General features: G+C 63.5%; 22 protein-coding genes and 1 pseudogene. 21 read left to right on the forward strand and 2 right to left on the reverse strand.

Translation table 11 applies throughout. The features are described 5' to 3' along the window. Nucleotides 1-146 precede the first annotated feature (146 nt). The 8 genes from rsfS to AC0L3H_RS16205 all read left to right on the forward strand — a co-directional run bounded on the left by rsfS (nt 147) and on the right by AC0L3H_RS16205 (nt 8,497). Entirely contained in the window at nt 147-524 is a 378-nt protein-coding gene (rsfS, locus tag AC0L3H_RS16170; protein ID WP_023800052.1) for a ribosome silencing factor, read from the forward strand. An 81-nt stretch (nt 525-605) separates the two neighbouring features. Beyond that, nucleotides 606-1,088 (forward strand): 23S rRNA (pseudouridine(1915)-N(3))-methyltransferase RlmH, encoded by a 483-nt coding sequence (rlmH, locus tag AC0L3H_RS16175; RefSeq protein ID WP_473586130.1) that lies wholly within the window; start codon nt 606-608, stop codon nt 1,086-1,088. Between the two features lie 146 nt (nt 1,089-1,234). Then, nucleotides 1,235-2,656, forward strand: coding sequence for a murein hydrolase activator EnvC family protein (locus AC0L3H_RS16180; protein ID WP_473586131.1), 1,422 nt, complete (start codon nt 1,235-1,237; stop codon nt 2,654-2,656). A gap of 1 nt (nt 2,657) precedes the next feature. Further along, the gene (locus tag AC0L3H_RS16185) at nt 2,658-3,983 is read left to right on the forward strand and encodes a S41 family peptidase (protein WP_473513284.1); all 1,326 of its coding nucleotides are present in this window, start codon (nt 2,658-2,660) and stop codon (nt 3,981-3,983) included. Between the two features lie 130 nt (nt 3,984-4,113). Then, complete coding sequence (locus AC0L3H_RS16190; protein WP_473586132.1) at nt 4,114-5,325, forward strand: divergent polysaccharide deacetylase family protein; 1,212 nt, start codon at nt 4,114-4,116, stop codon at nt 5,323-5,325. A gap of 2 nt (nt 5,326-5,327) precedes the next feature. Beyond that, a complete protein-coding gene (locus tag AC0L3H_RS16195) occupies nt 5,328-5,849 on the forward strand; it encodes an RNA pyrophosphohydrolase (RefSeq protein WP_473586133.1) in 522 nt (173 codons plus the stop codon). A 90-nt stretch (nt 5,850-5,939) separates the two neighbouring features. Beyond that, nucleotides 5,940-7,088, forward strand: a complete 1,149-nt coding sequence (gene alr / locus AC0L3H_RS16200; RefSeq protein ID WP_473586134.1) for an alanine racemase — start codon at nt 5,940-5,942, stop codon at nt 7,086-7,088. 152 nt (nt 7,089-7,240) lie between these two features. Then, nucleotides 7,241-8,497, forward strand: coding sequence for a D-amino acid dehydrogenase (locus AC0L3H_RS16205; RefSeq protein WP_473586135.1), 1,257 nt, complete (start codon nt 7,241-7,243; stop codon nt 8,495-8,497). A gap of 99 nt (nt 8,498-8,596) precedes the next feature. On the opposite strand, the gene AC0L3H_RS16210 is transcribed toward AC0L3H_RS16205, so the two are convergent. Continuing rightward, nucleotides 8,597-9,478, reverse strand: a complete 882-nt coding sequence (locus tag AC0L3H_RS16210; protein ID WP_128171135.1) for a LysR family transcriptional regulator — start codon at nt 9,476-9,478, stop codon at nt 8,597-8,599. 232 nt (nt 9,479-9,710) lie between these two features. On the opposite strand from AC0L3H_RS16210, the gene AC0L3H_RS16215 reads away from it, so the two are divergent. The 3 genes from AC0L3H_RS16215 to AC0L3H_RS16225 all read left to right on the forward strand — a co-directional run bounded on the left by AC0L3H_RS16215 (nt 9,711) and on the right by AC0L3H_RS16225 (nt 12,537). Next, nucleotides 9,711-11,207, forward strand: a complete 1,497-nt coding sequence (locus AC0L3H_RS16215) for a CoA-acylating methylmalonate-semialdehyde dehydrogenase (RefSeq protein WP_473492147.1) — start codon at nt 9,711-9,713, stop codon at nt 11,205-11,207. A 430-nt stretch (nt 11,208-11,637) separates the two neighbouring features. Next, the gene (locus tag AC0L3H_RS16220; protein ID WP_473586136.1) at nt 11,638-11,937 is read left to right on the forward strand and encodes a hypothetical protein; all 300 of its coding nucleotides are present in this window, start codon (nt 11,638-11,640) and stop codon (nt 11,935-11,937) included. A 285-nt stretch (nt 11,938-12,222) separates the two neighbouring features. Then, nucleotides 12,223-12,537, forward strand: a complete 315-nt coding sequence (locus AC0L3H_RS16225) for a hypothetical protein (RefSeq protein ID WP_473586137.1) — start codon at nt 12,223-12,225, stop codon at nt 12,535-12,537. Nucleotides 12,538-12,604: 67 nt separating this feature from the next. Here the strand turns inward: AC0L3H_RS16225 and AC0L3H_RS16230 are convergent, their stop codons facing one another. Then, entirely contained in the window at nt 12,605-13,264 is a 660-nt protein-coding gene (locus tag AC0L3H_RS16230) for a GntR family transcriptional regulator (protein ID WP_473586138.1), read from the reverse strand. A 101-nt stretch (nt 13,265-13,365) separates the two neighbouring features. On the opposite strand from AC0L3H_RS16230, the gene AC0L3H_RS16235 reads away from it, so the two are divergent. The 10 genes and pseudogenes from AC0L3H_RS16235 (at nt 13,366) to AC0L3H_RS16280 (ending at nt 23,328) form a co-directional block, all read left to right on the forward strand. Further along, nucleotides 13,366-14,259 carry a dihydrodipicolinate synthase family protein gene (locus AC0L3H_RS16235; protein ID WP_473586139.1) on the forward strand — a complete coding sequence of 298 codons (894 nt, stop codon included), beginning with the start codon at nt 13,366-13,368 and terminating at the stop codon, nt 14,257-14,259. Nucleotides 14,260-14,365: 106 nt separating this feature from the next. Beyond that, nucleotides 14,366-14,716, forward strand: coding sequence for a GNAT family N-acetyltransferase (locus AC0L3H_RS16240; RefSeq protein ID WP_473586140.1), 351 nt, complete (start codon nt 14,366-14,368; stop codon nt 14,714-14,716). Then, a complete protein-coding gene (locus tag AC0L3H_RS16245) occupies nt 14,716-15,969 on the forward strand; it encodes an NAD(P)/FAD-dependent oxidoreductase (RefSeq protein WP_473586141.1) in 1,254 nt (417 codons plus the stop codon). The genes AC0L3H_RS16240 and AC0L3H_RS16245 overlap by 1 nt, the downstream gene beginning before the upstream one ends. 12 nt (nt 15,970-15,981) lie before the next feature. Next, nucleotides 15,982-16,983 (forward strand): 4-hydroxyproline epimerase, encoded by a 1,002-nt coding sequence (locus AC0L3H_RS16250; protein ID WP_473586142.1) that lies wholly within the window; start codon nt 15,982-15,984, stop codon nt 16,981-16,983. Between the two features lie 337 nt (nt 16,984-17,320). Continuing rightward, nucleotides 17,321-18,223 carry a branched-chain amino acid ABC transporter permease gene (locus AC0L3H_RS16255; protein ID WP_023800038.1) on the forward strand — a complete coding sequence of 301 codons (903 nt, stop codon included), beginning with the start codon at nt 17,321-17,323 and terminating at the stop codon, nt 18,221-18,223. Nucleotides 18,224-18,329: 106 nt separating this feature from the next. Further along, a pseudogene (livM, locus tag AC0L3H_RS16260) lies at nt 18,330-19,823 on the forward strand (high-affinity branched-chain amino acid ABC transporter permease LivM); the annotation flags it as partial. Next, nucleotides 19,823-20,977 carry an ABC transporter ATP-binding protein gene (locus AC0L3H_RS16265; RefSeq protein ID WP_473492158.1) on the forward strand — a complete coding sequence of 385 codons (1,155 nt, stop codon included), beginning with the start codon at nt 19,823-19,825 and terminating at the stop codon, nt 20,975-20,977. The pseudogene livM and the gene AC0L3H_RS16265, both read left to right, overlap by 1 nt. Continuing rightward, nucleotides 20,977-21,705: an ABC transporter ATP-binding protein gene (locus AC0L3H_RS16270; RefSeq protein WP_027152864.1), complete on the forward strand. Its 729-nt coding sequence runs from the start codon at nt 20,977-20,979 to the stop codon at nt 21,703-21,705. Before AC0L3H_RS16265 ends, AC0L3H_RS16270 begins: the two co-directional genes overlap by 1 nt. Nucleotides 21,706-21,722: 17 nt before the next feature. Next, a complete protein-coding gene (locus AC0L3H_RS16275) occupies nt 21,723-22,070 on the forward strand; it encodes a DUF6867 family protein (RefSeq protein ID WP_027152865.1) in 348 nt (115 codons plus the stop codon). Between the two features lie 139 nt (nt 22,071-22,209). Further along, complete coding sequence (locus tag AC0L3H_RS16280) at nt 22,210-23,328, forward strand: branched-chain amino acid ABC transporter substrate-binding protein (RefSeq protein WP_473492160.1); 1,119 nt, start codon at nt 22,210-22,212, stop codon at nt 23,326-23,328. The last annotated feature ends 128 nt before the right edge of the window (nt 23,329-23,456 follow it).

Genomic DNA, 23,456 nt, shown 5'->3' on the forward strand with positions numbered 1-23,456 from the left:
TCGTTGGCTACGGTAGGGTTGCCGTCTTGAAACTGCAACGCAACTCTGCCTATCTAAGGGTGTCACCTGCTTTGAAGGGTGATTTGGTTGTTCTTGCTGCGAAAGGAAATACACTGAGAACAGCACTTTGGAAGAAGGCCGACATCGTGCCTTCGCCGGCCGGGATCAGCGTAAACGACGCCGTGTCCCGCGCCATCAAGACAGTCCTTGCCAGTCTGGAAGACTCCAAGGCCGAAAACATCGTCTCAATCGACATTCAGGGAAAATCGAGCCTCGGTGATTATATGGTCATCGCGTCCGGCCGATCGCACCGTCATGTCTCGGCTGTCGCCGATCATCTCCTCAAGGCGCTCAAGGATGCCGGGCTCGGCACGGCGCGCGTCGAGGGACTGGCCGGCGCCGACTGGGTCCTGATCGATTCGGGCGACATCATCGTCCATGTCTTCCGCCCCGAAGTCCGCGACTTCTACAATCTCGAAAAGATGTGGCAGGCGCCGGACCTCGAGGAAGAGACCCTCCACTGAGCCGTATCGGTTGATGCATGTCGTGTCCCAAAACCGGTGACCACTTTTGGTGACATGCATTAGCGGCTCTTCGAGGCAGGGATGAAAATCACCGTTCATGCCGTGGGCCGGATGAAAGCCGGCCCCGAGAAGCTGCTCGCCGACCGGTATTTCGAGCGCTTCGCCAAGAGCGGACCGACCGTGGGCCTCGAATTCTCAGGGGTCGTCGAGATCCCGGAGGGCCGCGCCCAGACCGCCAACGAGCGTCGCCGCGAAGAGGGCCAGAAACTGCAGGCGCAGTTGCAGCCTGGCACCGCGCTGATGCTGCTCGACGAGCGCGGCAAGAGTTTTTCCTCCGAGGATTTCGCCGGGCGCATCGGCCTGCTGCGTGATAGCGGCCGCAAGGCGCTGGTCATCGCCATCGGCGGTGCCGACGGTCACGACCAGTCGCTGCGCGATCAGGCCGACCTGATGGTGTCGTTCGGCGCGCCGACATGGCCGCACCAACTGGTCCGTGTCATGTTGGGCGAGCAGCTTTACCGGGCGGCCACAATCCTGTCCGGCCATCCCTATCATCGCTCGTGAGCCGTTGCAGATTCGACCGAAACCGGTGGATTGGCGTGAGCCGCCCGGATTTTCGCCTCAATGCGTCACGAGGCTGTTTTCGGTCGGCGGGCTCTCGAACATGGTTGATTGTTCGTTAACGAAGCCACGCATAGAGTCGGGCTTCAATGGCTGAAGGTTGGAAATCGCGAACGGGCTTTTGGCGCGCAGGCTGCGGCTTGGCAGCGGCGGTGCTTATGCTGTCGCTCGGTGCCGCGCGGGCGCAGAGCAGGCTCGACATGGCGCCCGACCCGGACCAGAGCCGCGCCGAATACGAACGGATATCGCAGGAGATCACATTGTCGTCGGAGCGGCTGGCCAAGCTCGCCGCCGACATGGCGACGGTCAAGAAGGACCATGCCTCGATCACCGCGGCGCTGATCCAGTCGGCGATGACCGAGCAGAAGCTCGGCCAGGACATCGAGGACATCGGTGCCAAGCTGGAAGGGCTGAAGGGCGACGAGCAGAAAATCCGTGCCTCACTGGCTGCCAGACGCGACGTTCTGGCCGAGGTGCTGGCCGCGCTGCAGCGCATGGGGCTCAATCCGCCGCCGGCCATCCTGGTCAAGCCGGAGGACGCGCTGTCGTCGGTGCGCAGCGCCATCCTGCTCGGCGCCGTAGTGCCGGAACTGCGCCAGCAGACCGAGATATTGCTGGCGGAACTTAAGGAGCAGTCACGGGTGACGGCCTCGATCGAGGCGGAGCGGGCGCGGCTGACGGCGGCAGTCGCCGAGCAGACGGCGGAAAAGAAGCGGCTCGGCATGCTGCTCGAAGCCAAGCAGAAGCTCGAGGCCGAGACGCAAACGGCCCTGGCGGCGGAAAAGCAGCGATCCGCAGCACTGGCGGCCAAGGCCGGCAGCCTGAAGGAACTGATCGCCTCGCTCGAGGCCGACAAGGCCCGCAAGGCTGCGGACGCGGCGAAGGCAGCCGAGCAGAAGGCCGCCGAACAGAAAGCCGCCGAACAGAAAGCCGCGGAGCAGAAGGCAGCGGGTGCCGACAAGGCCCCGGCACTGGGGGCTCCGGCGCAGACGGCTCCGGCACAGAAGGCCCCGGAACAGGCGGAACTGGCGGCCCTGCCGGTGCCGGAAGCCAACCGGCTCACCGCCGCTGCGCCGTTTTCGGCGCTTCAGGGGCAGATCGCGTTGCCGGTCACCGGCAAGATCAAGCGGCGGTTCGGGGCCAGCGACGGTAACGGCGCAGTGATGCTCGGTGACATGGTTGCGACACAATCGGGAGCCATCGTCACCGCGCCGGCGGACGGAAATGTGCTTTATGCGGGACCTTTTCGCTCTTATGGTCAACTCTTGATCCTGAACGCAGGAGACGGCTATCATGTCGTTCTCGCGGGGATGAGCAGAATCAGCGTCGCGTCTGGCCAGTCGGTGCTCGCAGGAGAGCCGGTCGGCGCGATGGGAGAGGCCCGGGTGGCGAGCACCTCGGCATCGAAGAATGGAAATGCCACGCCGGAACTCTATGTTGAGTTCCGCAAGGATGGAAAACCCGTCGATCCGACCCCATGGTGGGCGGACCGTTTGTCTGGAAGGACGTGAGATGATGCGGAAACTGTCGCTTCTGTTTGCCGGTGCGCTGATGGGCGCATCAGCGATGAGCCTGGTCTATGGCGCGCCCGGCTCGACGGCGAACGCTGCGGGCTCCGAGACCTATAAGCAACTGGCGATCTTCGGTGATATTTTCGAGCGGGTGCGGGCGCAATATGTGACGCCGCCCGACGACAAGTCGCTGGTCGAAAACGCCATCAACGGCATGCTTACCTCGCTCGACCCGCACTCCTCCTACATGAACGCCGAAGAGGCGCAGGACATGCGCGTGCAGACCAAGGGCGAGTTCGGCGGCCTTGGCATCGAGGTCACCATGGAGAACGACCTGGTCAAGGTGATCACGCCGATCGACGATACGCCAGCTGCCAAGGCGGGCGTGCTTGCCGGCGACTATATCGCCAAGATCGACGGCGAGGAGGTTCGCGGCCTGAGCCTCAACGATGCAGTCGAGAAGATGCGCGGGCTGGTCAACACGCCGATCAAGCTCACCATCCTGCGTCAGGGCGCCGACAAGCCGATTGAACTGACGGTGGTGCGCGACATCATCAAGGTCAAGGCGGTCAAGTTCCGGGTCGAGAACGACATCGGCTACATCAAGATCACCTCCTTCACCGAAAAGACCCATGATGATCTCGAGAGCGCCATCGATACCATCGAGAAGCAGGTGCCGAAGGAAAAGCTCAAGGGCTACGTGCTCGATCTGCGCCTCAATCCGGGCGGGCTGCTCGATCAGGCGGTGAGCGTGTCCGATGCCTTCCTCAACCGTGGCGAGATCGTCTCGACGCGCGGCCGCGATCCGAAGGACGTCACCCGCTTCGATGCGCGGCCGGGCGACGATATCGACGGCAAGCCGCTGGTCGTGCTCGTCAATGGCGGCTCGGCCAGTGCGTCCGAAATCGTCGCCGGCGCGCTGCAGGATTTGCGCCGTGCCACCGTCGTCGGCACGCAGTCGTTCGGCAAGGGTTCGGTGCAGACCATCGTTCCGCTCGGCGAGAACGGCGCGCTGCGCCTGACGACGGCGCTCTATTACACGCCGTCCGGCAAGTCGATCCAGGGCAAGGGCATCACGCCCGACATCAAGGTCGACCAGCCGTTGCCGCCGGACCTGCAAGGCAGGGATCTGACGCGCGGCGAGTCGGACCTCAAGGGCCACATCAAGGGCAGCGAGGAGGGCGATGCCGGTTCAGGCTCGGCAGCCTACGTGCCGCCGGAGCCGAAGGACGATCTACAGCTCATCTTCGCCCAGCAGTTGCTGCGCGGCGAGAAGACCGATCCGGCGTTCCCGCCGAATCCGGACAAGGCTGTGCTGAACCAGTAGGGGCCGTGCTGAACCAGTAAAAGTCGATCAGCTGGACAACAGGTCTGGCTGCCTGATCGAAGCGATGTAATGCTGCCGGGGCCGCAAGGCCTCGGCAGTTTGATTCGGGGACCGCGGCTGGGGATGCGGCTTGGCTGACATCGGTAGTGACATCGAACGCCCACTCGGGCAGGCCGTCCGGCCGCCGCGCGCGGCCCGCAGGATCAGCGCTGGCGTGGTCGCGGCCACTGTCGTGGTGCTGGCCGTGATCGGCGTCTCCGGGGCGATTGCGCTGCGTGAAAGGCCGTTTCGAAAGCCGGAAGAAGTCGCCGTTTCGACGCCGAAGGCGACAGCCGTGGTCGAACCCGCAGCGCCGGTCACTGAACCGGCGCCGAAGGCCGAAGCAGCGTCCAAGGCGAGCATACCCAAGACGGGCGGGTCCAAGGCAAGCGGATCCAAGACGGGCGGGCCGCAGATCATCCACATGCAGACCGAAGCGGGCGACGGTCCGCCCGGGGCCATCGTCATCCACGACCCTTCGACGACCGGCCAGAACCTGAGGATCGCGCATATTCCCGACAGGGCACTGGTCGAGTCTGGCGAAACCGGTCCATTGCCGGTTCGTGCTGCCGACGGCAGGCGGCCGTTCGATGTCTATGCGCGACCATGGTCCGGCGCGCGCGGTGCGCGCGTGGCGATCGTCATCGGCGGGCTTGCCGTGTCACAGACCGGCACGCAGGCTGCCATCGCCAAGCTGCCGGCCGAAGTGACGCTGGGCTTTGCGCCGCAGGGCAACAGCATCGGCCGCTGGATGCAGGCGGCGCGGCAGAGCGGCCATGAGATCGTCATGCAGGTGCCGCTCGAACCGTTCGATTATCCGAATGTCAATCCCGGCCGCAACACGCTGACGGTCGTGGCGACACCCGACGAGAATTTGGAGAATTTGCGCTGGGCGCTGTCGCGGACGACCAATTACACCGGCGTCATGAACTATATGGGCGCTCGTTTTTCGGCCGATGCGGCGGCGATGGGGCCACTGATGGCCGAGCTTGGCAGGCGCGGCCTGGCCTATGTCGACGACGGTTCGTCGGCACGCAGCCTGGCGCCCGAACTGGCGTTGAAGAACGGTGTGCCGTTCGCCGCCGGCGACACGTCGATCGACGCCGTGCGCGACCGCGGCGCCATATTGAAGAAGCTGGACGAACTGGAAGCAACCGCGCGGGCGAAAGGCTTTGCCGTCGGCATCGGCTCGGCCTTCGACCTGACGGTCGACGCCGTGTCGTCCTGGGTGATCGAGGCCAAGAAGCGCGGCATCGAGATCGTGCCGATTTCGGCAGTGGCGGTGGATCCGGAAAAAGGTTGAGCATGGCGAAGAAAAAACCGGTCGACCCCGAGACGCTGCCCTATCGTCGCTGCGTCGGAGCGATGGTCCTCAACGGAGACGGGCTGGTCTGGGTCGGGCATCGCATTGCCGAGCCGGACAGCGAATTCGCCGGCACGACGCAGCTCTGGCAGATGCCGCAGGGCGGCATCGACAATGGCGAAGAGCCGCTGCAGGCGGCACAGCGGGAACTCTACGAAGAAACCGGCATGCGCAGCGTCTCGTTGCTGGATGAGGCGCCGAACTGGATATTTTACGACCTGCCGGCCCATCTGGTCGGCGTCGCCTTCAAGGGAAAGTATCGTGGCCAGACGCAAAAATGGTTCGCCTTCCGCTTTCACGGCGATTTGAGCGAGATTGAGATCAATCCCCCGCCGGGCGGCCACACCGCCGAGTTCGACAGATGGGCCTGGCGGCCAATGGAGGAATTGCCCGACCTGATCGTTCCGTTCAAGCGTCAGGTCTATGAGGACGTGGTTGCGGCATTCCGGCATCTGGTTGCGTAGGCCTGGCGCAAGCCGCGCTCGCGCCGACCACGGTTGCCGCGTCGGCGCGGTGGCCTTATTAATGGCCGATCCGCTGCAGACGGGATTGGCATGAACGGCATTTCCAAAAAATCTCTTTCTGAAAGGGCCGTCAAAGCCGCGCCGATCAGCGAAGCGGCGGCCGGCGCCATATTGACCGTCGATCTCAGCGCCATCCGCGAAAATTACCGGCGGCTCAAGGCGCGGTTGGGCGGTGTCGGCTTCGCCGGTGTCGTCAAGGCCGACGGCTACGGGCTCGGCGGGCCGCAAGTGGCGGCCGCGCTGGCGGCCGAAGGCTGCGCTGTTTTTTTCGTCGCGCATCTGGCCGAGGGTGCCTTGCTGCGCCAGGCGCTCGGCGCACGGGCGGCGATCCATGTGCTGAACGGCATTCAGCCGGGCGCCGAGAGCGAAGCCGTCGCAGCGGAGCTGGGCGTGGTCATCAACAGCGCCGGCCAGCTCGCCGCCTGGCGTGCGGCGGCGCAGCGGGCCGGCCACAAGCTCAAGGCTGCAATCCAGGTCGACAGCGGCATGTCGCGGCTCGGCATGGCGGCAGCCGAGGTGGAGGCCGTCGCTGCCGACCCGCAGGCTTTCGACGGTATCGACGTCACCTTGGTGATGAGCCATCTCGCGCGCGCCGACGAGCCCGAACATCCGGCCAACGAGCAGCAGCGGCTGGAATTCGAGCGGTTGCGCAAGGTGCTGCCAAAGGCGCCGGCCTCGCTCGCCAATTCCTCCGGCATCTTCCTTGGGCAGTCCTTTCACTACGACCTCGCCCGGCCCGGTGCGGCGCTCTACGGCATCAATCCGACGCCAGCGGTGGAAAATCCGATGCTGCCAGTGGTGCGGCTTCAAGCAAAAATCATCCAGACGCGCAGCCTCGAGAGGGGAGCCGGCGTCGGCTATGGCCATATTTTTCACGTCACCGATTCGCTGATCGCCGCAACGATCTCGCTTGGCTATGCCGACGGCTGGCATCGACGTGCGGCCTCGGCCGCCTGGTTCGAAAATGTGCGCTTGCCGTTCCTGGGCCGTGTGTCGATGGATTCGATCGTCCTCGACATTTCGGCCCTGCCGCCCGGCAGGCTGAAGGCGGGCGACCTCGTCGAACTGATCGGCCCGTCGCAGACGGTCGACCAGGCGGCCGGCCATGCCGGCACCATCGGCTATGAAATCCTGACCAGCCTCGGACACCGCTTTCACCGGCGCTATGTGAATGGATAGCGCGCGGGCTTTTTTAGGCATGTGTCGTCGTCCCAAAACCTCCTGCCTACTTTTGGGCGACATGCTTGGGCACTTGGCGGACGCGGTAAAATCCGGCAGACAGAAAGCCACGATGCGCCCGCTGACAAGACATCGTTCTGGAGAGCTATGCGATGAAGATCTTCGTGCTGGGCGGCGGCGTCATCGGGGTCACCACTGCTTATTACCTGGCCGAGGCCGGCCATGAAGTGACGGTGATCGACCGCCAGAAGGGCCCGGCGCTGGAAACCAGCTTTGCCAATGCCGGCGAGATCTCGCCAGGCTACGCCTCGCCCTGGGCCGGTCCCGGCGTCCCGCTGAAGGCGATCAAATGGCTGCTGATGAAACATGGGCCTCTGGTGGTGCGGCCGACTCTCGATCCACGTATGTGGGTATGGCTGGTCAGGATGCTGCGCAACTGCACGGCCGAGCGCTATGCAGTCAACAAGGCGCGCATGGTGCCTTTGGCCGAATACAGCCGCGACACGCTGAAAGTGCTGCGCGAGGCGACCGGCATCGCCTATGACGAGCGCAGCAAGGGAACGCTGCAGCTTTTTCGCACGCAACAGCAGCTCGATGGCACAGCCGGCGATGTCGAGGTGCTGAAGACATATGGCGTTCCCTACGAGATCCTTGATCCCGACGGCTGCATCGCGGCCGAGCCGGGCTTGGCAGGGATCCGTGAAAAGTTCGTCGGCGGCCTGCGGCTGCCGGGCGACGAGACCGGTGACTGCAAGATGTTCACTGACCGTCTGGCCGAGCTCTGCGCAGCGCGCGGCGTCACCTTCGAATACGACACGTCGATCAGGCGCATCGTGCGCAAGCGCAACCAGATCGCCAACATCAATACGAGCAAGGGATGGAAGGCCGCCGACGCCTATGTGATGGCGATGGGCAGCTATTCGGCCAAATTCATGCGCTATCTGAAACGACCTATCCCGGTCTATCCGGTCAAAGGTTATTCTATCACCGTGCCGATCAAGGATGCTGCCGCAGCACCGGTGTCGACGGTGATGGACGAGACCTACAAGGTGGCGATCACCAGGCTCGGCGATCGCATCCGGGTCGGTGGCACCGCGGAGATTTCCGGCTTCGACCTGACGCTGCATGAATCGCGGCGGCGCACGCTCGAACATTCGCTCGGCGACCTTTTTCCAGGCAGCAGCGACATGCGGTCGGCGACCTTCTGGTGCGGGTTGCGGCCGATGACGCCGGACGGGCCGCCGCTGATCGGCCGCACCGAGCTTTCCAACCTCTATCTCAACACCGGCCACGGCACGCTCGGCTGGACCATGGCCTGCGGCTCGGCCAAGGTCCTGGCCGACATCATTTCCAGCCGGGTGCCGGACATCGATGTCCGCGATCTCGGACCGGAGCGATACCACCGGTAGGATCGGAAGGGTCCTTCACGCATTTAAGCGGGGTGAGAAACTTGCCGCGTGACTCGGGATCAGGCTCCAACACACCTCGCCGCGTCAGAGAAAATATCGTCAGACGAACAGGCTTCGCTCCCGTTCCACCGCCCTGGTGATGAAGCTTGCGACGATCTGGACGCGGCGCAGCGGCCTGACCGATTCGTGATAGACCAGCCAGTAGGCGCGGCGGATGGGCGCGACGATGTCGACGGCCACCAGTTCCGGCATAGAGTGGGCGACGAAGGTGTGCAGGATGCCGATGCCGGCGCCGGAGCGCACCGCTTCGGCCTGGCCGAGCGCCGAGGAGATGGCGAAGCTCGTGCGCCAGTCGGCGCTGAACTCGGCCGCATAGTCGAGCGAGGGGCTGACGATGAGGTCCGGCACATAGCCGATCAGCGTGTGCCGGCCGAGCTCGGCCGGCGTCTGCGGCAGGCCATGCGCGTCGGCATAGGCGCGGGACGCGAACAGGCCGAGCGTGTAATCGACCAGCTTTCCCGCCACCAGCCTGCCTTCCGTCGGTCGCTCCACGGTGATGGCGATGTCGGCTTCGCGCCTGGACAACGAGAAGGAACGCGGCACCGGCACCAGCTGGATGGTGAGTTCACGGTGAAGCGTCGTCAGCGCGCCGAGGCGTTTGGCCAGGAAGGCGACGCCGAAACCATCAGGCGCGCCGATGCGCACGGTGCCGGAGACGTCGTCACCTTCGCCCGCGACGGTCGCGCGGGCGGCGATCATGTCGCCTTCCATGCGCTCGGCGATGTCGAGGAAACGCTCGCCCGCCGGCGTCAGCTCGCTGCCGGTGGTCAGCCGACGAAAAAGTTTTGTGCGCAGCGCATCCTCGAGCGCGGCGACGCGGCGCGATACTGTGGCGTGGTTCAGCTCCAGCCGCTTGGCCGCGCCGAGGATCTGGCCGGCACGCGCCACCGCCAGAAAGATGCGGACGTCATCCCAGTTCATGAGGAGGGTCCGGATGACAATCGTCGACGTTGCGTTCCGTGGCACGGGGCGCGAAGGAACTCAATTTCTCTATCCTTGCCGCTAAGGAACCTGCATCCTATCATTTGCGGCAATTGATGCACAGGCGTCGCTCGCACTCTATTTACCGCACAACGGTTGCGTGTTCGCTCGCGTTGCCATCGGCGGCGCAAAGGCGGACAATGCCGCATCACAAATACAGGGAGAGAAAACCATGATCGACTACGGTCATTTCATCGGCGGCAAGCGTGTCGCCGGGACCAGCGGCCGCAAGCAGGACGTCATGCAGCCGATGGACGGCACGGTGCGCGGCACCGTGGCGCTGGCTTCGCAGGCGGAGCTGCGCGCAGCCGTGGAGAACGCCAAGGCGGCGCAGCCCGGCTGGGCGGCGACCAATCCGCAGCGGCGCGTGCGCGTCCTGATGAAGTTCCTCGAACTGGTCGCCCGGGAGTACGATGCGCTGGCCGACATTCTGGCGCGCGAGCACGGCAAGACCATCGCCGACGCCAAGGGCGACATCCAGCGCGGCCTGGAAGTGGTCGAGGTCTGCATCGGCGCGCCGCACATGATGAAGGGCGAGTTCACCGACGGCGCCGGCCCCGGCATCGACGTCTATTCGATGCGCCAGCCGCTCGGCGTCGTTGCCGGCATCACGCCGTTCAATTTTCCGGCGATGATCCCATTGTGGAAGATCGCGCCGGCTATCGCTTGCGGCAACGCCTTCATCCTGAAGCCTTCGGAGCGCGACCCGGGCGTGCCGATGCGCATCGCCGAGCTGTTCATCGAGGCCGGCCTGCCAGCGGGCATTCTCAACGTCGTCAACGGCGACAAGGAGGCGGTCGACGCCATCCTCGACGATCCCGACATCAAGGCCATCGGCTTCGTCGGCTCGACGCCGATCGCCCAGTACATCTATTCGCGCGGCTGCGCGGCCGGCAAGCGCGTGCAGTGCTTCGGCGGCGCCAAGAACCACATGATCATCATGCCCGACGCCGACATGGACCAGACAGTCGACGCGCTGATCGGCGCCGGCTACGGCTCGGCCGGCGAGCGCTGCATGGCGATCTCGGTGGCTGTCCCGGTCGGCAACGATACCGCCAATCGGCTGATGGAAAAGCTGGTGCCGCGCGTCGAAAGCCTGAAGGTCGGCCCATCGACGGATTCGTCCGCCGATTTCGGCCCGCTGGTGACGGCGCAGGCGCTGGAACGGGTCAAGGGCTATGTCGACATCGGCGTCAGGGAAGGCGCCAACCTGGTCGTCGACGGGCGCGGCTTTTCCATGCAGGGCTATGAGAACGGCTACTATATGGGCGGCTGCCTGTTCGACAACGTGACCGCCGATATGCGCATCTACAAGGAAGAGATTTTTGGGCCGGTGCTCTCGGTGGTGCGTGCGCCGACCTACGAGAACGCGATCAAGCTCGCCAACGATCACGAAATGGGCAACGGCGTCGCCATCTTCACCCGCGACGGCGATGCCGCCCGCGATTTCGCCTCGAGGGTCCAGGTCGGCATGGTCGGTATCAACGTGCCGATCCCGGTGCCGATCGCCTACTATACGTTCGGCGGCTGGAAAGCGTCTTCCTTCGGCGACCTCAACCAGCACGGACCGGACGCATTCCGGTTCTACACCAAGACCAAGACGGTGACCTCGCGCTGGCCGTCAGGCGTGAAGGACGGCGCCGAATTCGTCATCCCGACGATGAATTAGCCGGACGGTTGCTTGTCTGCGCGTCCTCGCCTTCGGCTGCGGGCGCGCGGGCAGGCGTGAAGGGTGGGGCCGAATTCGTCATCCCGACGATGAATTAGCCGGACGGTTGCTTGTCCTGCGCGTCCTCGCCTTCGGCTGCGGGCGCGCGGGCAGGCGTGAAGGACGGCGCCGAGTTCGTCATCCCGACGATGAATTAGCCAGTCGACAAACAGCTCCAGATTTTATGATTGAAGACGAAAAAGGCCCGGCCAGAAACCGGGCCTTTTTGCTGACCGGTCGCGGCCGCGTGTATGCCTGAACGCTAATGTGATGGAACCAGGCGGACAGCAGAAGCCTTAACTTGCAATCCTGCCGCAAAGGAGACGCGGCAGATCGACCAACGGCGCTGGCGACAGCTTCGGGGGCTACGGCCGGCGCAAGGAGGTGTGAGATGACACGTCTCATGGTGTCGATACTTGGCGCGGCGGCTGCCGCGTTTTCCGCGGCCCCGGCAACAGCGGCCGAACAATGCGCGCCACGAGTCGACATGATCAAGGCGCTCGACGAGAAGTTCCGGGAAAATCCAACCGCGATCGGCGTCGTCAATCCGAATGTGATTGTTGAAGTCTTCGTTTCCGATCAGGGCACCTGGACCATCCTCGCCAGCGACACACGCGGTCAAAGCTGCGTGGTTTCGGTGGGTGAAGGCTGGGAGAGCGCGGTGAAGACGGCGGCGCTGCCAGGGACCTGAGCCGCGTAGCGGGCGGCAGCCGCCTTAGCATAGCCGCGCAGGCCGCGGTTCTCGGTGACGACCATGAAACGGATCCACAGGCGCCCCAGCGGGCGCCTGCTTGCGCTTTTTTGTTGCCGACACCATATATGGAACATAGTGGGAACATTTGGAATCGTCCCGCTGATGACAGACCGGAACACGGAAAGGAACGACGCGATGGTGATGACGTCGGGACCGGCCTGGATCGTTCCGGCAAAATGAGGGCTCTTCCTTTGCCGGACGTGATGGCAAAGGAGATGCCCTATGGCGCGCAAATCGCTGTTGGTTGGATTGAAAACCCTGATTCTTGCTGGCGCATTGGCGGTGGGTACGAACGCCGCAAGCGCCCAATATCAATACTGCGTTGAACATCGCGATCTCGTCGCCCACCTGAGCGAGCAGTTCCAGGCAAGACAGTTTGCTTTCGGGCTGATCGGTCAGATGGCGATTATGGAAGTCTATGTCGCCGACAGCGGAAGCTGGACGGTCATCGTCACCGACGTCGCCGGCAGAAGCTGCATCGTCGCGGCCGGCGAACATTGGGAAAACGTGGTGATCCCGACCGACCAGGACGCCTGACGAATTGAGCGATGCTCAGCGCCTGTGGGCGGAACTCAAAGAGCCTGCCGAAGCTTGCTGCCGATCTCTATCGCGTAGCGGCCGCCGCGGCATGGCCGCGCAGCAGCGCCATCAGGCGCTTGGCATCCTTGGCGGCGGCGTCCTCGTCGCCGTCGAGGATCGAGCGGATCAGCGCGACATGGTGCTCGGCCGATTCGGCAAGCCCGGTGTCGGCCTTGTAGCGGAACCAGAAGCGGCGGCTGTGGGTCTGCAACGGGGCCGCCAGCCGCGCGGCGAAGGGATTGTCGGCCGCAAGCGCCAGCGCCTCGTCGAGCGCCTTGTCGGCCTGAATGAAGGCCAGCACATTGCCCGATATCACCGCCCTCTGCATGGCCAGTGCCGCGTCGTGAAACAGGTCGGCGGCCTCGCGGGTGACGAAGCGGGCGGCCGAGCGGGCAAGAACCACCTCGACGCCACGTCGTGCATCGAGAACGCGCAACCAGTCGCCGGGATGCAGCGGGGCAATGGCGATGCCGGCACGCGGCCGGACATCCAGCAGTCCCTCCCACGCCAGCCGCTGGATCGCCTCGCGCACCGGCGTGCGGCCGAGCCCCAGCCTGTCGATCAGCGCGCCTTCGGTGATGAAGCTTGCAGGCGCCAGTTCGAGCGTCACGATCATGTGCTCGAGCACGCGGTAGGCTTTCGCCGCCACTGGCTCGAATGCCGGGCTTGCTTCATTGAATATCAAACGCGAGCTCCTGATATATTTTTGGTATATCATAGCGAAATCCGTGTTGACAGTGCGTTTCCTAATAAATATACGACTGATATATCAGATGGAGCACCGCTATGTGGACCGGAGTTTTCCCCGCCGTCACGACCAAATTCACTGAGGACGACCGCCTCGACCATGCCGAGATGGAACGCTGCTTTGCGCTGCAGATGGAGGCTGGCTGCGACGGCATCATCGTCTGCGGCTCGCTCGGCGAAGGGCCGATGCTCTCGCATGACGAGAAGATCGACGTGCTGAAGACCGCGCAGAAGATCGCCGGCAACAAGCCGGTTCTGCTGACGGTTAACGAAGCCGGCACCCGCGAGGCGGCGGCGATCGCGCGCCGCGCCGCCAAGGAGGGCGCCAACGGGCTGATGGTGGTGCCGAGCCCGATCTATCACACCAATGCGGAGGAGACGGTTGCCGCACTGCGCGCCGTCGCCGAGGCCGGCGACCTGCCGGTGATGATCTACTCCAACCGGCTTGCCTACCGCGTCGACGTCACCGTCGATCAGATGGAGGAACTGGCGAAGGACAAGCGCTTCGTCGCCATCAAGGAATCCTCCGACGACATCCGCCGTTCGACCGAAATCATCAACCGCTTCGGCGACCGCTACGATTTGTTCACCGGCGTCGACAATCTGGCGTTCGAGGCGCTGTCGGTCGGCGCCATCGGCTGGGTGGCCGGGCTGGTCACCGCGTTTCCGCGCGAAACGGTCGCGATTTACCAGTTGATGAAGCAGGGCCGCCGCGAGGAGGCGCTGACAATCTACCGCTGGTTCCGGCCGTTGCTCGACCTCGACGTGTCGACCTATCTGGTGCAGAACATCAAGCTCGCCGAAGTCCTGGCGATCAACACCAACGACCGCGTGCGCATGCCGCGCCAGCCGCTGTCGGGCGAGCGCCGCAAGATGGTCGAGAAGATCGTCCGGGATGCGCTGGCGGCGCGGCCGGAGCTGCCGAGGTTTTGAGGAAGGTTTTATGCCGTCTCGGATCCGTCTCAAACGCGTCGAAAGCGATGGAGATTGGGCGGCATATCACCGTATTCGTAAGCGGGTTCTTTGGGAGAACCGGGGCTTGGATGGATATGACGAACAGCATCCCGACGACCGTCTTACGAGCAATCACCCACTGCTCCTCATGCACGATGGCAAGCCAGTAGGCACTGCCAGACTAGACGTTGCTGGTCCGCGCCTCGGCGTTGTCAGGCTTGTTGCCATCGAACCGAATCTGCAGCGGCGTGGCCTAGGCCGGATTCTCATGCAGGAAGTCGAGAGCTATGCCCGCCATGTTGGTTTGGAGCGGCTTGAAGTCAATGCCGCTAAGGAGGCAGAGGGGTTCTATCAAAGCCTCGGCTGGGTGGCCGTTCGGTCCGACCGGAAAAACCCATTGATGACAAAGTCCCTCAGTCCTGGAGAAATCCAATAGTGGCGGCGCCAAACCAGACGGTCGACATCGCCATTGTCGGCGGCGGCATCATCGGCATCTGTGTCGCCGCCTATCTGGCCGAGGCGGGGCGAAACGTCACGATCTTCGATCGGACGGGGATCTGCGAGGAAACGAGTTCCGGCAATGCCGCCGCCCTGGCCTTTTCCGATGTGCTGCCGCTGGCCCACAAGGGCATGATCAGGCATCTGCCGAAATGGCTTGCCGATCCGCTCGGCCCGCTCAGCATCCCGCCCGCCTACCTGCCGAAACTGCTGCCCTGGCTTATTCGCTTCTGGCGCGCCGGACGAAGCGACCGCTACGCGGCCAGCCTCGCGGCGCAGGCCGGGCTGATGCGGCTCGCCGAGGCCGAATGGGCCGGGCTGATGGCGCGCTCGGGCACCGAAAACATGCTGCGCGAGGACGGCTCGCTCGAACTTTACGAGAGCGAGGCCGAATACAAGGCGTCGCTGCCCGGCTGGGCGGCGAGGCAACGCTTCGGCATCGGCTTCAGCCATGTCGAGGGCGATGCGCTCGCCGCCTTGCAGCCGGGCCTGTCGCCGCGTTTCGTCAAGGGCACTTTCGTGCCGGGATGGAAGACTGTTACGGATCCGAAATTATTGGGCAAAGCAATCTGGGCCTATGCCGAGAGGAACGGCGCGCGTTTCGAAAAGGCTCGGATCGACCACGTCGGGGCGGGACAGGACGGCGCGACATTGACGCTGGCCGATGGCACGGTGCGGCAGGCAAAATGCCTCGTCATCGCCGCCGGCGCCTGGTCGCATCTCCTGGCGAAACATATCGGCGACCGCATCCCGCTCGAGACCGAGCGCGGCTACAACACGACGCTGCCGAAGACCGCCTTCGACGTGAAGCGGCAACTGATCTTCTCCGGCCACGGCTTCGTCGTCACGCCGCTTGAAACCGGCGTGCGCGTCGGCGGCGCGGTCGAGCTCGGCGGCATTGAGCGGCCGCCCAACTACGCCCGCTCGAAAGCGCTGCTCGACAAGGCACAGAAATTCCTGCCGGGGCTTGACCCGGCCGGCGGCCGCGAATGGATGGGATTGCGGCCATCGCTGCCGGATTCGCTGCCGGTGATCGGTGGCGCCAGGCGGGCCGGCACGATAGTCTATGCCTTCGGCCACGGCCATCTCGGCCTGACCCAGGCGGCTGCCACCGGACGCCTGGTTCGCGATCTCATTCTCGGCCAAAATCCGGTGTTTGATCTGTCTCCGTTTTCTCCGAACCGCTTCTGACGGGATCTAGAAATGGCGCGCCACTCCTTCTTCTGCATCGACGGTCACACCTGCGGCAATCCGGTGCGGCTGGTCGCCGGCGGCGGACCGCTGCTCAACGGCGCGACGATGATGGAGCGGCGCGCGCATTTCCTGGCCGAGTATGACTGGATCCGAACAGGGCTGATGTTCGAGCCGCGCGGCCATGATTTGATGTCCGGCTCGATCCTCTATCCGCCGACGCGACCCGATTGCGATATCGCCATCCTGTTCATCGAAACCTCGGGCTGCCTGCCAATGTGCGGTCACGGCACCATCGGCACGGTGACGATGGCCATCGAGCACGGGCTGGTCAAGCCGAAGACACCGGGCTTGCTCAGGCTGGACACGCCGGCCGGCCTGGTCACCGCCGAGTACAGGCAGGTCGGCGACTATGTCGAGGAGGTGCGCATCACCAACGTGCCGTCCTTCCTCCATGCGGAGGGTCTGACTGTCGAATGTCCGCAGCTCGGCGAGATCAGCGTCGATGTCGCCTATGGCGGCAATTTCTACGCCATCGTCGAGCCGCAGAAGACCTATCGCGACATGGCCGACCACTCTGCCGGCGAACTCATCGCCTGGAGCCCGGTGGTGCGGCAGCGGCTCAACGAAAAATACGCCTTCGTGCATCCCGAGAATCCCGGCATCGGCCGGCTGTCGCACATACTGTGGACGGGCGCGCCGACCGACAGCAAGGCTGATGCGCGCAACGCCGTCTTCTACGGTGACAAGGCGATCGACCGCTCGCCTTGCGGCACCGGCACCTCGGCGCGGATGGCGCAGCTTCACGCCAAGGGCAAGCTTGGGACCGGCGACGAGTTCGTCCACGAATCGATCATCGGCTCGCTGTTCAAGGGCAGGGTCGAGAAGGAAGTCACGGTGGCGGGCAAGCCGGCTATCATCCCCTCGATCGGCGGCTGGGCTCGCATGACCGGATTGAACACGATCTTCATCGACGATCGCGACCCGTTCGCGCACGGATTCGTCGTCAAATAGAGGGAGAATCCTGACGCAGGGGAATCGAACAGAATGCAAGGATCGATTGTCCAGGCGGCGCAACGATCCCGCTCATCAACTTATTTTTACGGCGATTCCTTCGAAGCAGCGTGCATTTTGACGACGAATCGCCAAAGACATTGCGTTAGGCCAATGATAGGGTCGGCGATAGTCCAGAGGCCGGGAAGGGAAGAACGGGCAATCCGATTGCGTGCTTCAAAATCACGCATGCCGATTAAAGAATGACGTTGCAATCCGGGCTCGAAACTTTACGACTAGGGGAAATACGAAAAGGAATGCGTCTGCATGGGCGACATTCCAGGGGAGCCACGACAGCATGCAGTATTTTGTCCAGCAGCTTATCAATGGGCTGACGCTGGGATCGATCTATGGACTGATCGCGATCGGCTACACGATGGTCTACGGCATCATCGGCATGATCAATTTCGCCCATGGCGACATCTTCATGGTCGGCGCCTTCGCCGCCCTCATCGTTTTCCTCATCCTCGGCGCGATGTTCTATTCGGTGCCGGTGGTGATCGCGCTGCTGGTCATGATGATCGTCGCGATGCTGCTGACCAGCCTGTACAACTGGACGATCGAAAAGGTCGCCTACCGGCCGTTGCGCGGGTCGTTCCGGCTGGCGCCGCTGATCACCGCGATCGGCATGTCGATCGCGCTGTCGAACTTCGTCCAGGTGACGCAGGGGCCGCGCAACAAGCCGATCCCGCCGATGGTGTCCAAGGTCTATAATATCGAGGGCGTCAGCGTGTCGCTGAAGCAAATCGTCATCGTCATCGTCACCGCGCTGCTGCTGGCGCTGTTCTGGTACCTGGTCAACAAGACCTCGCTGGGTCGAGCCCAAAGGGCGTGCGAGCAGGACCGCAAGATGGCGGCGTTGCTCGGCATCGACGTCGACCGCACCATCTCGATCACCTTCGTCATGGGTGCAGCCCTTGCAGCCGTCGCCGGCACGCTGTTCCTGATGTATTATGGCGTCATCGCCTTCTCCGACGGTTTCACGCCCGGCGTGAAGGCGTTCACCGCGGCCGTGCTCGGCGGCATCGGCTCGTTGCCCGGCGCCGTGCTCGGCGGGCTTATGATCGGCTTCATCGAAAGCATGTGGTCGGCTTATTTCTCGATCGACTACAAGGACGTCGCGGCCTTCTCCATCCTGGCGATCGTGCTGATCTTCCTGCCTTCCGGCATTCTCGGCCGGCCAGAAGTCGAAAAGGTCTGAGTTCATGGCGGTCACCACGTCTCCGGAGCGCGACATCGTCGCCACTCCCATGCAGCGCGCTACCCGCGAAGCGCTTTATGCCGGCGCCATCGCGCTCGGCCTGTTCGTGCTGTTCATCGGCCTGAGGACCGATCAGAACATCTCCAACGAGCTGATCCTTGTACAGCGCTGGTGGCTTCTTGCAGTCGTGGTCGTGCTGACCATGGCCGGCCGTTTTCTCTATGTCGCCTACGGACAGCCTTTCCTGGCAAATCAGAAGATCGTCGACGTCGCCACCGGCCTGCTGCCGCAGAGCATGGCGGCGCGGTTCTTCCGCTTGCCGTATTTCATCGCTGCCGTCGTCATAGTGGCCGTGCTGGTTTTCCTTGCCGGCTCCCTTGACGGATCGCTGGGGCCTGGCCTGGCCGGTTATGCAAGGTTCCTGAGAGCGCTGGCGACCATCTACGCCCTCGCCTCGGTGATGTTTTATTTCCGAACCTTCATCCATGCCCATTTCTCGGCATTGGGCATAACCGCACTGGCGCTCTACCCGATCATCGTTGTGCTGGTGCTTGCTGTGTATGGAGGATCGGTGGCAGCCGGGTTCCAGGGTTCTCTGAAATGGGTCGACAATTACGGCATTCAGATCCTGATCTATGTCATGCTGGCCTGGGGGCTGAACATCGTCGTTGGCCTCGCCGGCCTGCTCGACCTTGGTTATGTCGCCTTCTATGCCGTCGGCGCCTATGCCTATGCGCTGCTCGGCACGCAATACGGCCTGTCGTTCTGGATTCTGCTGCCTGCCGCCGGCGCCATGGCCGCCTTCTGGGGGGTGCTGCTCGGCTTTCCGGTGCTGCGCCTGCGCGGCGACTACCTGGCGATCGTGACGCTGGCCTTCGGCGAGATCATTCGTCTCGTGCTGATCAATTGGCGTGAGGTTACCAACGGCTCGGCCGGTATCTCCGGCATTCCCAAGGTCACGTTTTTCGGACTGATGTCGTTCAACGTCTCGGATCCCAACTATATCGCCAAGGTCTTGGACATCGCCACGTCGAGCGCCTATTACAAAATCTTCCTCTACTACCTGATCCTCGGGCTCTGCCTGCTCACCGCCTTCGTCACCATGAGGCTCAGGCGCATGCCCGTCGGCCGCGCCTGGGAAGCGCTGCGCGAGGACGAGATCGCCTGCCGCTCGCTCGGCATCAACACCACCACCACCAAGCTCACCGCCTTTGCCACCGGCGCCATGTTCGGCGGCTTCGCCGGCTCGTTCTTCGCCGCGCGGCAAGGTTTCGTCAGTCCCGAATCCTTCATCTTCCTGGAATCGGCCATCATCCTCGCCATCGTCGTGCTCGGCGGCATGGGTTCGCTGGTTGGCATCGCCGTCGCCGCCATGGTGATGATCGGTGGCACCGAGGTGCTGCGCGAGCTCGATTTCCTGAAGCAGGTCTTCGGTCCCGACTTCACGCCGGAACTCTACCGCATGCTGCTGTTCGGCATGGCCATGGTCATCGTCATGCTGTGGAAGCCGCGCGGCTTCGTCGGCAGTCGTGAACCGACAGCCTTTCTCAAGGAGAGCAGGGCTGTATCCGGCTCCTTCACCAAGGAGGGCCACGGCTGATGAGCGATGCGAACCCATCCGTGAACGATGCCATCCTGCAGGTCGAACATCTGTCGATGAAGTTCGGCGGTCTGGTCGCCATCGGCGACCTGTCCTTCCAGGCCCGGCGCGGCGAGATCACCGCGCTGATCGGGCCGAACGGCGCCGGCAAGACAACCGTGTTCAACTGCATCACCGGCTTCTACAAGCCGTCTGAGGGCATGCTCACGCTCAACCGGCGCGACGGCTCGAGCTATCTGCTCGAACGGCTGCCGAACCATGAGATTCCGGCGCGAGCCAAGGTCGCGCGCACCTTCCAGAACATCCGCCTGTTTTCCGGCATGACGCTGCTGGAGAACCTGCTGGTGGCGCAGCACAACAAGCTGATGAAGGCGTCCGGCTACACTGTCCTCGGCCTGTTTGGCTTCAGCGGCTACCGGACGGCGTCGGCCGAGTCGATCGATCTCGCCAAGCACTGGCTGGAAAAGGCCGACCTCGTCGATCGAGCCGACGATCCGGCCGGCGACTTGCCCTACGGCGCGCAGCGGCGCCTGGAGATCGCGCGGGCCATGTGCACGGGTCCGGAACTGCTCTGCCTCGACGAACCGGCGGCCGGGCTCAATCCGAAGGAATCAATGGCGCTCAACGCGCTCCTTATGGACATCAAGGACAACACCGGCACCTCCATCCTGCTGATCGAGCACGACATGGCGGTGGTCATGCAGATTTCCGACCATGTCGTGGTGCTCGAATATGGGCGCAAGATCTCGGACGGCAGTCCGCATGCGGTGCGCACCGACCCGCGTGTCATCGCCGCCTATCTCGGCGTCGAAGACGAGGATGTCGAGACGGTGCTGATCGAGGTCGGTGACGAAGACGTCATCGAGCAACTCGACACCGGCCCGGATTCGACGCACGGTCCGGGCTCGTCGTCCTCGTATTTCGCCGGACCGGTGACCGAAACGGTCGGACACAGTGAGGGCGAACGCGTCACGGTGTCGAAGGGCGCGTCGAAAGCCGGGCAGGTCGATGCAAGGTCGGGCGCGGCGGCAAGGCCCGCATCGCCGGCCGAAGCCAAACCGACGGAGAAACCTTCCGCGACAAAGCCGGCCGCCAAGGCTCCGGCAAAGCCCAAGACACCGGGCGACTCCAACCGGGGCGGAGGGAATGAATGATGGCCGGCACAACGCTGCTCGACATCAAGGGCGTCCAGACCTACTACGGCAACATCAGGGCGCTGAACGGCGTCGATGTCACCGTCAAGCAGGGCGAGATCGTGGCGCTGATCGGCGCCAATGGCGCCGGCAAGTCGACGCTGATGATGACCATTTTTGGTGCACCACGGGCGCGGGCGGGCACCATCACCTTCGCCGGCACCGACATCACCCAGTTGCCGACCCATGAGATCGCGCGCATGCGCATCGCCCAGTCGCCGGAGGGCCGGCGCATCTTCCCGCGCATGACGGTGATGGAAAACCTGCAGATGGGCGCCAGCCTCGACGACCTCAAGCACTACGACGAGGACGTCGAGAAGGTGTTCACGCTGTTTCCACGCCTGAAGGAACGCATTGCCCAGCGCGGCGGCACGCTGTCGGGCGGCGAGCAGCAGATGCTTTCGATCGGACGTGCGCTGATGGCGCGGCCGAAACTGCTCTTGCTCGACGAGCCGTCGCTGGGCCTGGCGCCGCTGATCGTCAAGCAGATCTTCGACGCCATCCGCGAGTTGAACCGCACGCAGGGGCTGACCGTGTTCCTGGTCGAGCAGAACGCCTTCGGCGCGCTGAAGCTCGCCACGCGCGGCTATGTCATGGTCAACGGCAACGTGACGATGAGCGGCACCGGCAAGGAGCTGCTCGCCGATCCGGACGTGCGCGCCGCCTATCTCGAAGGCGGCCATCACTGAGTTCAGGAGTCTTCATCATGCAGGGCATTCTCTATGAGGAACCCTCGGTCTGGCAGTTCTTCTTCGTCACCTGCCTGCTTGGCGGCTGGGCGGCGTGGATGACGGGCAAGGCCTGCGCCCAGACATGGCGCAGCGTCGTCCAATTGTTCGCCTATTTGCTCGGCCTCGGTATAGCCGTAAGGTTCATCCATCACGCGCTGTTCGGCGGCACGATGTTTTCGCTGCACTACTACATCGTCGACACCATCGTCCTGATGATATTGGGCTTCATCGGCTATCAATACACGCGCACCAACCAGATGGTGACACAGTATAGCTGGCTCTACGAAAGAGCATCGCTTTTGAGTTGGAAACCAAAAGGTTGACGTTCATCATTAACGCCTTTTCGCGGATGAATCGGCGTGACAAGTGCCTGAAAATCGGCAAAGTACGCTTTCTGCGAGTAAAGGTGGGCATCGCATGAAAGCATCATCCACGCCCACCCTGTAAATGGGAGCGTTTTACATGAGAAAATCACTTTTGTCCGCCGTCGCCCTGACCGCGCTCGTCGCGTTCAGCGGAGGCGCGTGGGCTGACGTCCTGATCGGCGTTGCCGGTCCGATCACCGGCCCGAATGCCGCCTTCGGCGCGCAGTTGCAGAAGGGCGCCGAACAGGCTGTCGCCGACATCAATGCGGCCGGCGGCATCAACGGCGAGCAGGTCAAGCTCACGGTCGGTGACGACGTCTCCGATCCGAAGCAGGGCATTTCGGTCGCCAACAAGTTCGTCGGCGACGGCGTCAAGTTCGTGGTCGGCCACTTCAACTCGGGCGTTTCGATCCCGGCATCGGAAGTCTACGCGGAGAACGGTATCCTCGAGATCACGCCGGCCGCGACCAACCCGCAGTTCACCGAGCGCGGCCTGTGGAACACGTTCCGCACCTGCGGACGCGACGACCAGCAGGGCAGCATCGCCGGCGCCTATCTCGCGGAGAACTTCAAGGATGCCAAGATCGCGGTCGTCCACGACAAGACGACCTATGGTCAGGGCCTTGCCGACGAGACCAAGAAGGCGATGAACGCTGCCGGCGTGACGGAAGTCATGTATGAAGGCGTAAATATCGGCGACAAGGACTTCTCGGCGTTGATCGCCAAGATGAAACAAGCCGGCGTTTCCATCATCTATTGGGGTGGTCTGCACACTGAAGCCGGACTGATCATCCGCCAGGTGGCTGACCAGGGCCTCGAGGCCACGCTGGTTTCCGGCGACGGCATCGTGTCGAACGAACTGGCCTCAATCGCCGGTGACGCGGTTGCGGGCACGCTGAACACGTTCGGCCCGGATCCGCGTCTGATCCCGGCGAACAAGGAACTGGTCGAGAAGTTCCGCGCGCAGGGCTTCGAGCCGGAGGCCTACACGCTTTATTCCTACGCCGCCATGCAGGCGATCGTGGGAGCCGCCACAGCCGCCAAGTCGAACGATCCGATGGAAGTTGCCAAGGCTCTCAAGGCCAACGGCCCGTTCAAGACCGTGCTGGGCGATCTTTCCTACGACGAGAAGGGCGATCCGACGCTGCCTGGCTACGTCATGTACGAATGGAAGAAGGGCGACGACGGCAAATACACCTACGTCCAGAAGATGTAAGCCTGTCGACGACGACGACAATTCCGAAATGCCCGGCCCTCGCGCCGGGCATTTTTCGTGTGTGCCGTTTTACCTTTCGTCGGAGCACCCTTTGCGCATTCGAGGGAACGCGCGGCGCTCTACCCAAT

The organism is Mesorhizobium sp. WSM4816, assembly GCF_055811535.1.